Genomic DNA, 13,117 nt, shown 5'->3' with positions numbered 1-13,117 from the left:
AGAGACCAGCAGGGAACGACCCCGTGACAGTAGCCACCCGTTTCGTTGTCCGAGAGACCGCGGCCCCGTGATAGACCCAACCCGGCGAGCCTCGAGGCCCTGGCCGACCGGTCTCGTGATCGGCCTGCTCCTGGTCATCGGGGTCTTCGGGGTTCGTATCCTGAGCCAGGGCTTCGACGCCTGGGTCCTTCCCGACCGCGCGCAGGACACATTGACTCTCGCTCTGAGCGTGATCATCGAGTCCGTTCCGTTCGTGCTGCTCGGTATTCTTCTCTCGTCCGTTGTGCAGGTGTGGTTGCCTCACGGTGTGCTGGCCCGCTATCTACCCCGCCAGCCGCTGCCCCGACGGGCGTGCATCTCGCTGCTCGGAATGTTCTTCCCGGTCTGCGAGTGCGGTAACGTGCCCTTGGCCCGGGGGTTCATGCGGGGTGGTTTCACCGTTCCGGAATCCATCACCTTTCTCCTCGCCGCCCCCATTCTGAACCCGATCACGATCATTACGACTCACCAGGCTTTCGGATTCGATAGCGGCATACTCGTGGCGCGTCTGGTGGGCGGTTTCCTCATCGCCAATGTGGTGGGCTGGCTATACAGCAGGCATCCCGATCCCGAGAGCCTTCTGACGCCCGCGTTCGCGGCGGCATGTGCCATTCCGGCGGGCGGTTCGCACGACCACGAGCACGGTAGCAAGGTGAGCCGCACGACCGAGATCTTCATCCGTGAAACGTCGGTGATCATGCCGGCCCTCTTCATCGGCTCCTTCGTGGCGGCGCTCACCCAGGTCTTCGTGCCCCGCTCGGTGTTGCTCGCCCTCGGAAGTAATCCGGTGTGGTCGGTGCTCGCCATGATGGCCCTCGCCTTCATTGTGGCGGTCTGTTCCAACGTGGACGCCTTCTTTGTGCTGAGCTTCGGGAGCACCTTCCTGCCTGGGGGCATTGTGGCCTTCCTCACGTTCGGAGCCATGATCGACGTCAAGATGCTCGCCCTGATGCGAACGACCTTCACGACCCGGACCCTCGTGCAAATCACGACGGTAGTCGGCCTGATGAGCGCCGCGATTGGATTGCTGGTGAATTATGTTGCATAGGTCCTTTCGCCTCCGGTCTACAGACATCCGCTACTGGGCCGAGCGCTGGCAGGGCGTAGTGCTGAGCCTGGTGGCGGTCGTGGCGACGCTGTGGCTGGGCATGAGCGGCCAACTGGGGCTGTATATCCATCCGCGCTATTTCCTCTTCACACTCGTCATGGCAGCGATCGGGCTCGTGCTCGTTGTCGCCGGATTCGTGCGGCGCCGCGACTTCGAGGTGCAGCAGACCGGCAGAGCGGAGACGACTCTCACCGCAGTAGGCATCGTGCTGCTCGGTGTCATCGGTGTGGCCACCATAGTCGTGCCGCCGACCACTCTCACGGCGGCCACCGCCACGCAGCGCGAGGTGAATTCGGGCGGGCTCGGCAGTAGTGAGGACGCGGCCGCCGCCCTGATCGGCACCGGGGACTTCGAAGATCTGACGATTCGGGAGTGGGTGTCGCTGCTGGGCCAATCCTCTGAGCCCTCGTTCTACGCCGACAAGACCACCCGTGTCGTGGGTTTCATCACGCCAGACCAGGGTGACCCGGAGAACGTGTTTTATGTGGCGCGATTCGTCGTGACCTGCTGTGCGGTAGACGCGCAGCCGATCGGGGTGCCGGTCTATCTTCCGGGGTGGCAATCCAGCTACGACGTTGACGACTGGGTGCAGGTCACGGGAACGCTGCTGCTGAGCCCGGCAGTGCAGGGCACAGACCCACTCGCCATCTCTCCCGCGGAGATCCTGCCCGTCGACGAGCCGAACGACCCCTATGTCTACTAGCGCAGCCGACCCCGTCGCGGTGGACCCTGCGGGGGCAGACCCCGATGTCTCCACCCACGCCGACCCACGCCGGTTTCGACGCACCCTCATGGTGCTCGTAACCGCACTCACCGTCGTCTGCCTCGTTCTGGTCGCCGTGAACCTGCTCAGTGGCCCGCGATTGACAGCCTTCGACGTCGACGCCACCGAGGTGGTCTCGGAAGCCAATGCCCGCCTGGTGCTGTCGGCCAACCAGCCGATCAACGAGGTGGACGCGAACCAAGTGACGCTCAGCCCTGCCCGGCCCTTTTCCGTGCAGACAAGCGGCGACTCTATCGTGATTTCGTTCGCTCAACCCCTCGCCTACGACACTCACTACACCGTGAGCGTGCGGGACGTGACGGGGGTCGCGACAGATCGCACGTCCACTTTTGAGGGCGGCTTCCGCACTGAAGAGCCGCCTCTCCTGTACCTGAGTCGGGACGACGCCGGGCCGGACCGCATTGTGCGCACGACCATCGGGTCCCCGGACAGCGCCGTGGCCTTCCAAGCCGATCGAATCCTGGAGTTCGTCCCCTTCGGGGAGCGGCTCGCAGTGGTCTCCCTGGACGACGCGGGGGCGAGCGTGCTCAGCCTGGTCGACGAGGGCGGTGCAGCTTCCCTGCTGACGGTTCCCGGTATCGGGCAGATCGAGGATCTCCACGGGGCGGTGGCCGACAACCTGCTGGGATTCCGATTCACGAGTGCGGCCGATGCCCCGGGACCGCGCTACGAAAATGTCCTCTTCATGCTCGACCTCGGCCAAGGCGTCGCTGACCCGGTGATCGGTCTCGATGGTGAGCCGCTGCAGGTTGTCGATTGGTCGTTTATGGCAGGTCGTACCGAACTGGTCGCGCAGCTCTACGACACGACCCTGCTCCTGGTCAATCCGCGCACGAACCGCGATGGAACTGCAGACCCGATTCCGATCGGCCAGTACTCCCGCCTGGCCGCTGTGGCCCCGGACGGGCTGCGTATCGCGGTCTCCGACCAGAGCGCCCAGTTCGTGCTCGATCTGTCCACCGGCACGGAGGCTGCGATCATTCCCCAGGCCGTCGACGGCACAACGCGCTACACCGACGAGATGCGATTTCTCACCGGAGGGGACGGCTACGTGCAGCGGATGGCGGAATTCGACCCGGTGACGGGCCAGGTGCAGCAGAGGCTGACGCTCGTCACGGGGACGGGACCCGAGGTGCGGAGCAGAGTGATCTACGAGCCCGCCTCGGACGAGGAGTCTATCGTGGGCTTCGGACTGTCGCCGAACGACCAGTACGTGGCCGTGCAGATCGTGCCGAATCGCCAGGTGCTCACGTCGGACGAGTATCCGGCGAACGCGCAAGCCCAAGAGGCGACGACCCTGTTCGTCAGCCTCGAAACCGGTGAGATCCGTCGTAGCGTCGTCGGGTTCGACGTGTACTGGCGCTGACGTAATCAGAGGCCGCGGCGTTCCCTCCCGCTCACCCGAAGGCCGCTCTCGCTCAATCGGGTTACTAGGTCCCGATAGGTCACCGGCAGGGCGCCAGCCGCCACCAGATCGTCGTAGCGGGCAGCAGGAACGTCGTAGTGGTCACGGTCGAAGCTCCGACGGGGGATGGCGTGGCTGAGTGCAAAGGCGTGTAATTCGTCCAGTGAGAGGTCGCTTACGAGGTGCGACCAAACAGTTCCATGCGCGGGCCAGCTAGGCTGGTCAATAAGTACGGCCATGGTGAAAGTTTACGAGTGCTTTCTGCGGCGACTCGCCGTGGCTACAGTTTGACCACGGGTGTGGGATCAGGTAAAGTCATCCCTTGGTGTGCGTTGAATATTTTCGACATGATCACCACGGTTTTCTGATTTCGATGGGCCAACCCGGCCCGTTCATCCCAGCAAATTTCCAAGCCTGATATTTTCAGGCAGTATTTTTCCAGTAATTACTGTTCCAGTAATTAGGAATCGGGGCCTCGCGGCCTCCCAGAGATTGGTACGTAAAGTGGTTTACGCAGTTGTGCGCGCCGGAGGGCGGCAGGAGAAGGTAGAGGTCGGTACCATCGTCACGATGGACCGAATCAAGGCTGACAAGGACGGCAACGTCGAGCTGGCCGCCGTGCTTCTCGTCGACGGCGACAAGATCACCTCTGACTCGACGTCGCTGGCCAAGATCAAGGTCACCGCCGAGGTCCTCAACGACCTTCGCGGCCCGAAGATCGTCATCCAGAAGTTCAAGAACAAGACCGGGTACAAGAAGCGTCAGGGGCACCGTCAGGAGCTCACTCGCGTTCAGGTTACCGGCATCGTCTAAGGCCAGGAGAAGAACAGATGGCACACAAAAAAGGTGCGAGTTCCACTCGCAACGGTCGTGACTCCAATGCCCAGCGCCTCGGCGTGAAGCGCTTCGGCGGTCAGGTTGTCGGAGCGGGCGAGATCATCGTTCGCCAGCGCGGCACCCACTTCCACCCCGGCGTCAACGTTGGCCGCGGCGGAGACGACACTCTCTTCGCCCTCGAAGCCGGCTCCGTTCAGTTCGGAGCAAAGGGTGGCCGCAAGGTCATCAATATCGTGGTGGCTGCCGAGTAGGCATCCAGCTTTGAACGTAAGGGCGGGCCTCGGTCCGCCCTTACGTGTTTCCAGACTTAAATTTCGCGCCACCTGAAAGGGGCCATTCATGGCGACATTCGTTGACCACGTGACGCTGCATTTGCGAGCGGGTAACGGAGGAAACGGCTGTGTCTCGGTAAAACGCGAAAAGTTCAAACCTCTCGCCGGACCTGACGGAGGAAACGGCGGCAGCGGCGGAGACCTCGTTCTCGTCGCAGACCCGAACACCACGACACTGCTGGGTTATCACCGTTCACCTCACCGGAGTTCCGACAATGGTGGGCCCGGAATGGGCGACCACCGCAACGGCTACAACGGTGAGATGCGCGAACTGATGGTTCCGCTGGGCACCGTCGTGAAAGACGCAGAGGGCAACGAGCTCCTCGACATGAACGAACCAGGGCTGCGCCTCATCGTCGCGCCCGGCGGACAGGGCGGCCTCGGCAACGCGGCGCTCGCCTCGACCAAGCGCAAGGCGCCAGGTTTCGCTCTGCTCGGTACCCTCGGCTTCGAGGGCTCGGTCTATCTCGAGTTGAAGACAGTCGCCGACGTGGCCCTCGTGGGTTACCCGTCCGCCGGCAAGTCCAGCCTCATCGCGGCCATGTCCGCGGCCCGGCCCAAGATCGCCGACTACCCCTTCACTACTCTGCACCCGAACCTCGGTGTCGTGGAGTCGGGCGAGACCCGCTACACGATCGCCGACGTGCCTGGGCTGATCGAGGGCGCCAGCGAGGGTAAGGGCCTGGGGCTCGAATTCCTGCGCCACGTGGAGCGGTGCACCGCGCTTCTGCACGTGCTCGACTGCGCAACGCTCGAACCCGGCCGCGACCCGATCAGCGACCTTGACGTGATCCTGGGCGAACTCTCCGCGTACCCCGTTCCGGAGGGGCAGAAGCCGCTCCTTGAGCGTGCCCAGCTCATCGCGCTGAACAAGATCGATGTTCCGGAAGGCCGCGAACTCGCCGCCTTCGTCAAGGCGGACCTCGAGGCACGCGGTTACCGCGTCTTCGAAATCTCCTCCGTCACCCATGAGGGTCTCAAGCAGCTGAGCTACTCGCTGGCCGAGACGGTGGAAAAGGGTCGCATCGAAACCGCAGCGGCCGAGGCCCGCAAACCGCGCATCATCATCCGCCCCAAGGCCGTCGACGATGGCGGCTTCACAGTGCGGGTCGAGGGCGGATCGTTCGGCAACATCTACCGCATTCTCGGCGCAAAGCCGGAACGCTGGATCCAGCAGACCGACTTCACCAATGACGAAGCCATCGGCTTCCTCGCCGACCGTCTCGCGAAGCTCGGGGTCGAAAACGAGCTGTACAAGGCCGGCGCCATCGCCGGGTCCACCGTGATCATCGGACCCGGCCACGGTGTGGTCTTCGATTGGGAGCCCACACTCACGTCGACGGCCGAACTCATCACGGCCCCGCGCGGCACCGACACGCGCATTGACGAATCCAAGCGCCGCACGAGCAACGAACGTCGTGAGGCCTACTTCGGGCGCATGGACGCGAAGGCATCTGCTCGGGCCGAAATGGTTCGCGAGCGCGAGGCCGGCATGTGGCAGACCGGTGAAGAAGAACAGAACGAAGACGTGCGCTCCGGCGGCACTCCAGCAGAAACCAACGGCACGACGAAAGAGGATTAGCAGTGATTGGCTTAAAGCGGGACCAGGTCGCATCCGCGAAACGCATCGTGGTCAAGGTAGGTTCCTCATCCATCAGTGGTGACAACTCTGACCAGATCACGCCACTCGTGGACGCACTGGCAGAGGCCTACGGCCGAGGCACTGAAGTCGTGCTCATCTCGTCGGGGGCCGTCGCCACCGGCATGCCGTTTCTGGATCTGGAAGAGCGTCCCAATGACGTCGCAACGCAGCAGGCGGCAGCGGCTGTTGGCCAGAACGTGCTCATCTTCCGGTATCAGGAGAGCCTCGACCGCTACGAGATCGCAGCGGGAACCGTTCTGCTCACGGAGGGTGACCTGCTCAACGAGCCGCACCGGAGCAACACTCGTCGTGCACTGAACCGGCTGCTCGATCTGCGCATTCTGCCTGTCGTGAACGAGAACGACACGGTTGCCGTGTACGGCCTACGGTTCGGTAGCAATGACCGCCTTGCGGCTCTCGTATCGACGCTCATCAGTGCCGACCTGCTCGTGATGCTGAGCGACGTGGATGCGCTTTACACCAAGCCCCCGCACCTTCCCGGCGCGGAGAAGCTCGACGTGATCGCCGCCGACGACCCACTGACCGACTTCGAGTTCAGCTCGAGCGGAGCCACTGGCGTGGGCACCGGGGGAGCGAGCACCAAGGTCGTGGCCGCACGCCTGGCCACGAACGCGGGCACTGCGGTGCTCGTGACGTCGACAGAGCTCGCCGGCGCGGCTCTGCGCGGCGAACACGTGGGAACCTGGTTCGAGCCCGTCGACGGCGAAGACGAGCGCGCGCTGCTCTGACGCCGTCCTGAACGACGAGCGTGTGTCCGGGTGCGCCCCGGCCCGCCGTCGTGCACCGGGCGCGCGCCCTCCTGTAGGCTTCCCACGGCCGCCAAATCGTGCTGATCCGGGGCCGGGAGGGCGTTACCGCCGTGAATTCACTGTCGCGTGAGCAGATATCTTCTGCGGCGCGCATCGTCGTCAAGGTGGGGTCCTCATCGATAAGCGGTGACAACTCCCACCAGATCGCACCCCTCGTCGACGCCCTCGCGGCTGCCCATGCGCGTGGCGCCGAAGTGGTGCTCGTGTCGTCGGGCGCCATCGCCACGGGGATGCCATACCTGCGGCTGAGCGACCGGCCCACGGATCTGGCCACCCAGCAGGCTGCAGCCTCCGTGGGACAGAGTCTGCTCATCTCGCAGTACCAGAACAGCCTGGATCGATACGACATCGTCGCCGGCCAGGTGCTCCTCACCGCCGGCGACCTCGAGAACCCGACGCCGCGCAGCAACGCCCGGCGTGCCATGGACCGTTTGCTCGACCTGCGAATCCTGCCCATCGTGAACGAGAACGACACGGTGGCGACCCACGAGATCCGCTTCGGCGACAACGATCGTCTGGCGGCCCTCGTGGCCGCGCTGGTCGGCGCGGACCTACTGCTCCTGCTCAGCGACGTGGACGCCCTCTACACGCGGCCGCCCGACCTGCCCGGAGCCGAGCGGGTTTCCTACGTCGCCTCGGGTGATTCCTTGCCGGGCATGGAATTCGGCTCGACGTCAGTGAACGGCGTGGGCACAGGGGGAGCCAGCACCAAGGTTTCGGCGGCACGGCTGGCCGCTGCGGCAGGCACGGGCGTGCTCGTGACGGCCACAACGCTCGCGGCAGAGGCACTGCGCGGCGGGGGTGTGGGTACCTGGTTTGAGCCTGCCGCCGCGCCGTTTGCCCGCGTTTGGTAAACTGAGCGGATGTTGCAGCCTGTACTTCCCGATGTCCAGCTCACCCCCATCCTCGAAAGCGCACGCAGCGCCTCCATCGTGCTCGCCTCCGCACCGACCGCGCTGAAGAACGCGGCCCTCGGTGCGCTCGCGGACCACCTTCGCGCGCACGTCGAGTCGATTCTCGAGGCGAACCGTGACGACCTCGCCACCGGCGCGGAGAACGGCCTCACCGCGGGTCTGCTCGACAGGCTCGCCCTGGACGAGTCCAGAGTTGCGGCCCTCGCCGATGCGGTGGCTCAGGTTGCCCTTCTGACCGACCCTGTGGGTGAAGTCGTGCGAGGCAGCACCATGCCCAACGCCATCAAGCTCAGTCAAGTCCGCGTGCCGTTCGGCGTGATTGGTGTCATTTACGAAGCTCGGCCCAACGTGACCGTCGATCTTGCGGCGCTCGCCCTGAAGAGCGGCAACGCCGTGGTGCTGCGCGGCGGTTCGGCCGCCGAGAATACCAATCGTGTGCTTGTGGCGCTCGTACAGGACGCGATCGCCTCCGTGGGACTTCCCCGCGAGGCCGTGCAGACGATCGACCCGTTCGGGCGTGCTGGCGCAACCGAACTCATGCAGGCCCGCGGCTACGTCGACGTGCTGATTCCGCGGGGGAGCGCCAACCTGATCAACACGGTGGTTACCCAAGCCAAGGTTCCCGTCATCGAAACGGGCTCGGGCGTCGTGCACATCTTCCTCGATGAGAGCGCCAACGAACAGTGGGCGATCGATATCGTTCACAACTCCAAGGTGCAGCGTCCGAGCGTGTGCAACGCTCTCGAAACACTGCTCGTGCACCGCGCCGCCGCCGCTCGCGTACTCCCCGGCGTGCTCGACCGGCTCAGGGAATCCGGTGTCACCCTCCACGCGGACGCCCGAGTGAGGGCGCTGTACCCCGCAGCCGTGGCCGCCACCGACGAGGACTGGAGCACCGAGTACATGAGCCTCGACGTTTCCGTGGGCATCGTGGATTCCCTCGAGGAGGCGATCGCGCACATCCGTCGCTATTCCACCGGCCACACTGAATCCATCATCACCAACGATCTCGGCAACGCCGAACGTTTTCTGAACGAGGTGGATTCGGCTTCCGTCATGGTGAACGCGTCCACGAGATTCACGGACGGAGCCGAGTTCGGCTTCGGAGCCGAGGTCGGCATTTCCACGCAGAAATTGCATGCGCGTGGGCCGATGGGCCTGACAGAACTCACGAGCACGAAGTGGATCGTGCGTGGGTCGGGCCAGGTTCGAGCCTAGGCCGCACTAGACTAATGCCGGTGGCGAAAGCCCTACTTTTTGTGTGAATGGAGAACCCATGTCGTTTGTGACCGCAGTTCTGACCGAAGTCGGTCACGTGGAGCTACCCCTGCCCCTGCTGGCGTACCCGGCCGTCGCCCTCGTGTTGTTCATCGCCCTCGGTGTCGTGCTGTGGAGCTTCCGCGACGTGGCAAACCGTCACAGCGCCAAGGCCGATGCTTATGCTGCCGCGCATGGCGGCGTTTCCGGTCACAGCGGCCACTAGCCGGCGACGGCACCACGTGAGCAGTTCCGCATGACGCAGCGTCGTCGCCCGCGCGTCGGGGTGATGGGTGGCACGTTCGACCCCATTCACCACGGTCACCTCGTGGCGGCCAGCGAGGTCGCGCAAAGTTTTGACCTCGACGAAGTCATTTTCGTGCCCACCGGTGAACCGTGGCAAAAGTCAGGGGTAACCCCGAGTGAACACCGCTACTTGATGACGGTGATCGCCACGGCATCGAACCCCCGCTTTACCACCAGCCGCGTAGACATCACCCGCGAGGGACCCACCTACACGATCGACACCTTGCGCGATCTGCACACCGAACGCCCGGACGCCGAGCTGTTTTTCATCACGGGTGCCGACGCGATCAGCCAGATTCTGGGCTGGAAAGACGTGCGGGAGCTCTGGGAGCTCGCGCACTTCGTCGCTGTGAGTCGTCCGGGACATGAGTTGAGCGTTTCGGGATTGCCGAACCAAGACGTAAGCTTGCTGGAGGTCCCGGCTCTGGCCATTTCGTCTACTGACTGCCGGGCACGGGTAAAACGGGGCTTCCCGGTCTGGTATCTGGTCCCCGATGGGGTCGTCCAGTACATCTCAAAGCACCATCTGTATCGGAGCGTGGTATGACGTTGGGCAACAGCCAGCCGCCACTGACCCGACGGCAGGCGCGCGAAGCGGCCCAGGCGTTGGAGCAGGCGAATTCTGCTGAGACCGCGCCGACGGCTGAACCCTCCACTGCCGACGTTGCAGTGCCTCCGGCTGGCGAGAACGGTCCCGTAGAGCCCAAGTCCGACAAGTCCGCAGCCGAGCCGGTCCGCAAGCCCCGTCCGACGCAGAAGCTTCGGGGCAGTGCCGCGAAGTCGGCCGCCGCCGCCGAGTCTGCCCAGCAGACCGCAACAGCGGTCGCCACGCCTCCCGCCGCGGTAGCCCCCTCGCTGACGGCCTTCGCACCTCGTGCCAGTGACGCCGGTGCGGCGTCTGCTGTGGATCCGGCGACTGCGACACGTTCTCTCACCCGACGCGAGCTGCGCGCTCTCAACGCCGCAGAGGCAGCGGATGCGCTGGAGCTCGAGGCGGAAGCGTTCGAAGATCGCCCAGCCGACACGGCCCGTGCCACTTCGACTCCGGTGCCGGTTTCGACAGCAGTGCCGGCTTCAATTCCGGTATCAGTTGAGATTCCGGTTGCGCCGCCGACGCCCGAATCGACCAGCCTGCATCCTCCCGTCGGTCACTGGTCCATCGACCCGGGCGACAGCGCTGTGGTCGACGCCGCAGGGCCCACCCAGTCTCTCGACGACCTCGTGTCCCTGGGCGTGGGGGCCGGAGGAATCCCCACCACGACGAACGCGCTGATTCTGCCGTCGATTCCCAACCAGGGAAATACTTCTGGACCGCTGGCTAATACCGGGGAGATCCTGATCACGGGATCATTCGACCTTCCGAGAAGCCTCGGCGAAACTGGTCAGCATCCCAACCATTTCGACTCGGCAGATGTCGACCAGATGATGGACCAGCTCGATGAGTTCGGACCTGGCGAAAACGCTCCGGTCAGCGCCAGTCGGGCGGTCAGCACGCACGCGTCGACGCGCAACGTGATGACACCGCCCAAGAAACGTGGCGTCTCCCTTCCTGTCGTGCTGGTGGTCTCCACCGCCGCTCTCGCCGTGAGTGTGGGCGCCCTGCTGTTCGTCGGACACCTCCTCCAAATTTTCTAGCATCACCCGTTCTTTTCACCAGTACGATTACTTATTTCACGATGTCTCAACACCAAGGATTTATTCAATGACCGCAACTGCCCACTCTCGCGAACTGCTCAAGGTGGCCGTCGCCGCAGCCGAGTCCAAAGCCGGCGAGGACCTGATCGCACTCGACGTGTCCAACCCGCTGCCGCTTGCCGACATCTTCCTCATTGTCACCGGGCGCTCAGAGCGCAACGTGATCGCCATTGCGGGCGAGATTGAGGACAAGCTCATCGAGGCCGGACACAAGCCCCTGCGACGTGAGGGCCGTGCCGCCGGTCGCTGGGTGCTCGTTGACTTCGGCGACCTCGTCGTGCACGTCTTCCATGAAGAGGAGCGCGAGTACTATTCCCTCGAGCGCCTCTGGAAAGACTGCCCGGTAATACCGCTCGAACTCGCCTCTTCGGAGGCCCACGAGTAGTTCGGTTTCGCGTCTGCCGAATTATGCAGTAGTCTAAACAAGTTGTTTCGGGGCAATTCGAAACAACAATCCGGGTCCGTGGCGCAGCTGGTAGCGCACCTGCATGGCATGCAGGGGGTCAGGGGTTCGAATCCCCTCGGATCCACCCAAAGCATAGAAACCCCGACTTGGTCGGGGTTTTTTGCTTTAAGTCTTAGGGCCGTGTCCACTAATCTTCCGACATGAGTTTCCACATTGCCTCGACGGAACATTCCTGTGGGAAATGGAGCACAGCATCCGCTTCTCGTTCGCGAGATACTTGACTGATGGCCTCTTCGCTCCCGTCCCGGTGTCCCTGCCTCAGCGGCGACACCTATGCCGCCTGCTGCCAGCGGTACCATTCCGGCGACGCGATGGCCCCGACGGCCGAACTGCTCATGCGTTCGCGCTACTCGGCCTTCGCCGTGGGTGACTCCGCCCACCTGCTGGCCACATGGCATCCGCAGACTCGTCCAGGTTCCCTCGAATTGGACGCCGAGGCCGTGTGGACCCGACTGGACCAGGGCGGGCCGTTCGATAACGAGGGCGTAGTCGAGTTCACCGCCTACAGCCGCATTGCTGGCGAACGGGTGCGGCAGCACGAGACGAGCAGATTCATCCGCCTGGGCCGCGCCTGGCTGTACGTCGACGGAGTCGAGTAGCATCCGGGGGCGGCCCAGGCGTCCCGTCAGAGCGGCAGGAACAGAGCCGTGAGCAGCGCCAGGTAGACGACCACGAAGACGGTCGGGGTGAGGAACCGCACCACGTTGAGCCACGGCGCCGACGCCACGATGCGGTTGGCCAGGGCCGACGTGGTGCCCGCCGTGCGCAGGTCCGCGACGATAGCGAGGCCCTCGCTGGCAGTACCGATCTGCACGAGCGCGCCGAGTACGCCAGAGGCCAGCAGAATACCTGCGGCGGCCAGGCGCACGGTGAGGTCGGCGTCTCCCAGACCGAGCATCAACAGCGCGACCAGAGAGGTGAGCAGGAAGGTGGGCGCGAGCTGGGAGATGATGATGTGCCAGCGCGCTTTGCCCCACAGGGCAATGAGGTCGTGTTCGGTCATGAGGACTCCTGTCGACGGGGTGATGTCGTATCGTGTCCAGTCTGGCGGTCGCGGCGTGAGACCGTGTGATTTCCCAGACTGAGCCCCTAGATTGAACCCATGACTGACCAGCTCGAACGCTCCGTCGCCGAGGGGACACAATCCCGGCATCCGCTGCGGGTCTTCCTGCGTCGGTGCCGCGTCTGGGTGGACAAGTATCCGAGCCTGCGCTGGATCTATCGCCTGGCCGTCGCACTGCTCGGCACTGTGATCATCGTCGTCGGCGTGATCCTGATTCCGTTGCCCGGTCCGGGGTGGCTGATCGTCTTCCTCGGTGTGGCCTGCCTGGGCACGGAGTTTCCCGCCGCTCACAGGGTCGCCGCGTTCATGAAGCGAATCCTCGTCCGGGCGCTGGCCTGGTGGCGTTCCCGCCGCGCCGCCACCCCCGCCAGATAGCGACACGGTCGGGAATGTGTCCCGAAGGAGGTAGCGTACTGGAAGGGCACCAGGGGTGTCCCAC

General features: G+C 64.3%; 17 protein-coding genes and 1 tRNA gene. 16 read left to right on the top strand and 2 right to left on the bottom strand.

The annotated features are described in order from the left end of the window. Positions 1-67: 67 nt before the first annotated feature. The 3 genes from BJ997_RS09950 to BJ997_RS09940 are packed head-to-tail and all read left to right on the top strand — an operon-like array spanning position 68 to position 3,297. Positions 68-1,087 carry a permease gene (locus BJ997_RS09950; protein WP_152602186.1) on the top strand — a complete coding sequence of 340 codons (1,020 nt, stop codon included), beginning with the start codon at positions 68-70 and terminating at the stop codon, positions 1,085-1,087. Beyond that, positions 1,077-1,850 (top strand): TIGR03943 family putative permease subunit, encoded by a 774-nt coding sequence (locus tag BJ997_RS09945; RefSeq protein WP_084141219.1) that lies wholly within the window; start codon positions 1,077-1,079, stop codon positions 1,848-1,850. Before BJ997_RS09950 ends, BJ997_RS09945 begins: the two co-directional genes overlap by 11 nt. Then, positions 1,840-3,297 carry a hypothetical protein gene (locus tag BJ997_RS09940; RefSeq protein WP_152602187.1) on the top strand — a complete coding sequence of 486 codons (1,458 nt, stop codon included), beginning with the start codon at positions 1,840-1,842 and terminating at the stop codon, positions 3,295-3,297. The genes BJ997_RS09945 and BJ997_RS09940 overlap by 11 nt, the downstream gene beginning before the upstream one ends. Positions 3,298-3,302: 5 nt before the next feature. Here BJ997_RS09940 and BJ997_RS09935 read toward each other — a convergent pair whose 3' ends face one another. Beyond that, the gene (locus BJ997_RS09935; protein ID WP_035836703.1) at positions 3,303-3,575 is read right to left on the bottom strand and encodes a DUF4031 domain-containing protein; all 273 of its coding nucleotides are present in this window, start codon (positions 3,573-3,575) and stop codon (positions 3,303-3,305) included. Positions 3,576-3,840: 265 nt separating this feature from the next. On the opposite strand from BJ997_RS09935, the gene rplU reads away from it, so the two are divergent. The 12 genes from rplU to BJ997_RS09875 all read left to right on the top strand — a co-directional run bounded on the left by rplU (position 3,841) and on the right by BJ997_RS09875 (position 12,214). After that, positions 3,841-4,149 (top strand): 50S ribosomal protein L21, encoded by a 309-nt coding sequence (gene rplU, locus BJ997_RS09930; protein ID WP_035836704.1) that lies wholly within the window; start codon positions 3,841-3,843, stop codon positions 4,147-4,149. Positions 4,150-4,166: 17 nt separating this feature from the next. Beyond that, positions 4,167-4,424 carry a 50S ribosomal protein L27 gene (gene rpmA, locus BJ997_RS09925; RefSeq protein WP_035836705.1) on the top strand — a complete coding sequence of 86 codons (258 nt, stop codon included), beginning with the start codon at positions 4,167-4,169 and terminating at the stop codon, positions 4,422-4,424. A gap of 88 nt (positions 4,425-4,512) precedes the next feature. Continuing rightward, entirely contained in the window at positions 4,513-6,087 is a 1,575-nt protein-coding gene (obgE, locus tag BJ997_RS09920; protein WP_052542254.1) for a GTPase ObgE, read from the top strand. Positions 6,088-6,089: 2 nt separating this feature from the next. Further along, on the top strand, positions 6,090-6,896 hold the full coding sequence (proB, locus tag BJ997_RS09915; RefSeq protein WP_035836706.1) for a glutamate 5-kinase: 807 nt from the start codon (positions 6,090-6,092) through the stop codon (positions 6,894-6,896). Between the two features lie 131 nt (positions 6,897-7,027). Further along, positions 7,028-7,831 (top strand): glutamate 5-kinase, encoded by an 804-nt coding sequence (gene proB / locus BJ997_RS09910; protein WP_035836723.1) that lies wholly within the window; start codon positions 7,028-7,030, stop codon positions 7,829-7,831. A gap of 9 nt (positions 7,832-7,840) precedes the next feature. After that, positions 7,841-9,109 carry a glutamate-5-semialdehyde dehydrogenase gene (locus BJ997_RS09905; RefSeq protein WP_035836707.1) on the top strand — a complete coding sequence of 423 codons (1,269 nt, stop codon included), beginning with the start codon at positions 7,841-7,843 and terminating at the stop codon, positions 9,107-9,109. A gap of 58 nt (positions 9,110-9,167) precedes the next feature. Beyond that, positions 9,168-9,374, top strand: a complete 207-nt coding sequence (locus BJ997_RS09900; protein WP_035836708.1) for a hypothetical protein — start codon at positions 9,168-9,170, stop codon at positions 9,372-9,374. Positions 9,375-9,404: 30 nt separating this feature from the next. Continuing rightward, positions 9,405-10,001 carry a nicotinate-nucleotide adenylyltransferase gene (nadD, locus tag BJ997_RS09895; protein WP_035836709.1) on the top strand — a complete coding sequence of 199 codons (597 nt, stop codon included), beginning with the start codon at positions 9,405-9,407 and terminating at the stop codon, positions 9,999-10,001. Then, a complete protein-coding gene (locus BJ997_RS09890) occupies positions 9,998-11,089 on the top strand; it encodes a hypothetical protein (RefSeq protein ID WP_052542255.1) in 1,092 nt (363 codons plus the stop codon). The genes nadD and BJ997_RS09890 overlap by 4 nt, the downstream gene beginning before the upstream one ends. A 67-nt stretch (positions 11,090-11,156) precedes the next feature. Beyond that, the gene (gene rsfS, locus BJ997_RS09885) at positions 11,157-11,534 is read left to right on the top strand and encodes a ribosome silencing factor (RefSeq protein WP_035836710.1); all 378 of its coding nucleotides are present in this window, start codon (positions 11,157-11,159) and stop codon (positions 11,532-11,534) included. Positions 11,535-11,606: 72 nt separating this feature from the next. Further along, a tRNA-Ala gene (locus BJ997_RS09880) sits at positions 11,607-11,679 on the top strand. Positions 11,680-11,839: 160 nt separating this feature from the next. Continuing rightward, the gene (locus BJ997_RS09875; protein ID WP_035836711.1) at positions 11,840-12,214 is read left to right on the top strand and encodes a YchJ family protein; all 375 of its coding nucleotides are present in this window, start codon (positions 11,840-11,842) and stop codon (positions 12,212-12,214) included. Positions 12,215-12,240: 26 nt separating this feature from the next. Here the strand turns inward: BJ997_RS09875 and BJ997_RS09870 are convergent, their stop codons facing one another. Then, positions 12,241-12,618, bottom strand: coding sequence for a hypothetical protein (locus BJ997_RS09870; RefSeq protein WP_035836712.1), 378 nt, complete (start codon positions 12,616-12,618; stop codon positions 12,241-12,243). A 99-nt stretch (positions 12,619-12,717) separates the two neighbouring features. Between BJ997_RS09870 and BJ997_RS09865 the strand changes: the two genes are divergently transcribed. Beyond that, a complete protein-coding gene (locus tag BJ997_RS09865; protein WP_035836713.1) occupies positions 12,718-13,053 on the top strand; it encodes a TIGR02611 family protein in 336 nt (111 codons plus the stop codon). Positions 13,054-13,117: the final 64 nt, after the last annotated feature.

It is taken from the genome of Cryobacterium roopkundense (assembly GCF_014200405.1).
In the GTDB taxonomy this organism is placed as follows: domain Bacteria; phylum Actinomycetota; class Actinomycetes; order Actinomycetales; family Microbacteriaceae; genus Cryobacterium; species Cryobacterium roopkundense.
The sequence above is the reverse complement of the archived record's forward strand: the minus strand, read 5'-3'. Positions and strand labels throughout refer to the sequence as shown.

What these genes read in the sequence shown, in the direction of transcription:
- BJ997_RS09935 (WP_035836703.1), bottom strand. Translation starts at nt 3,575, where the DNA reads ATGGCCGTACTTATTGACCAGCCTAGCTGGCCCGCGCATGGAACTGTT.
- rsfS (WP_035836710.1), top strand. Translation starts at nt 11,157, where the DNA reads ATGACCGCAACTGCCCACTCTCGCGAACTGCTCAAGGTGGCCGTCGCC.
- BJ997_RS09900 (WP_035836708.1), top strand. Translation starts at nt 9,168, where the DNA reads ATGTCGTTTGTGACCGCAGTTCTGACCGAAGTCGGTCACGTGGAGCTA.
- BJ997_RS09875 (WP_035836711.1), top strand. Translation starts at nt 11,840, where the DNA reads ATGGCCTCTTCGCTCCCGTCCCGGTGTCCCTGCCTCAGCGGCGACACC.
- BJ997_RS09870 (WP_035836712.1), bottom strand. Translation starts at nt 12,618, where the DNA reads ATGACCGAACACGACCTCATTGCCCTGTGGGGCAAAGCGCGCTGGCAC.
- BJ997_RS09905 (WP_035836707.1), top strand. Translation starts at nt 7,841, where the DNA reads ATGTTGCAGCCTGTACTTCCCGATGTCCAGCTCACCCCCATCCTCGAA.
- BJ997_RS09940 (WP_152602187.1), top strand. Translation starts at nt 1,840, where the DNA reads ATGTCTACTAGCGCAGCCGACCCCGTCGCGGTGGACCCTGCGGGGGCA.
- BJ997_RS09945 (WP_084141219.1), top strand. Translation starts at nt 1,077, where the DNA reads ATGTTGCATAGGTCCTTTCGCCTCCGGTCTACAGACATCCGCTACTGG.
- BJ997_RS09890 (WP_052542255.1), top strand. Translation starts at nt 9,998, where the DNA reads ATGACGTTGGGCAACAGCCAGCCGCCACTGACCCGACGGCAGGCGCGC.
- obgE (WP_052542254.1), top strand. Translation starts at nt 4,513, where the DNA reads ATGGCGACATTCGTTGACCACGTGACGCTGCATTTGCGAGCGGGTAAC.
- nadD (WP_035836709.1), top strand. Translation starts at nt 9,405, where the DNA reads ATGACGCAGCGTCGTCGCCCGCGCGTCGGGGTGATGGGTGGCACGTTC.
- BJ997_RS09865 (WP_035836713.1), top strand. Translation starts at nt 12,718, where the DNA reads ATGACTGACCAGCTCGAACGCTCCGTCGCCGAGGGGACACAATCCCGG.
- rpmA (WP_035836705.1), top strand. Translation starts at nt 4,167, where the DNA reads ATGGCACACAAAAAAGGTGCGAGTTCCACTCGCAACGGTCGTGACTCC.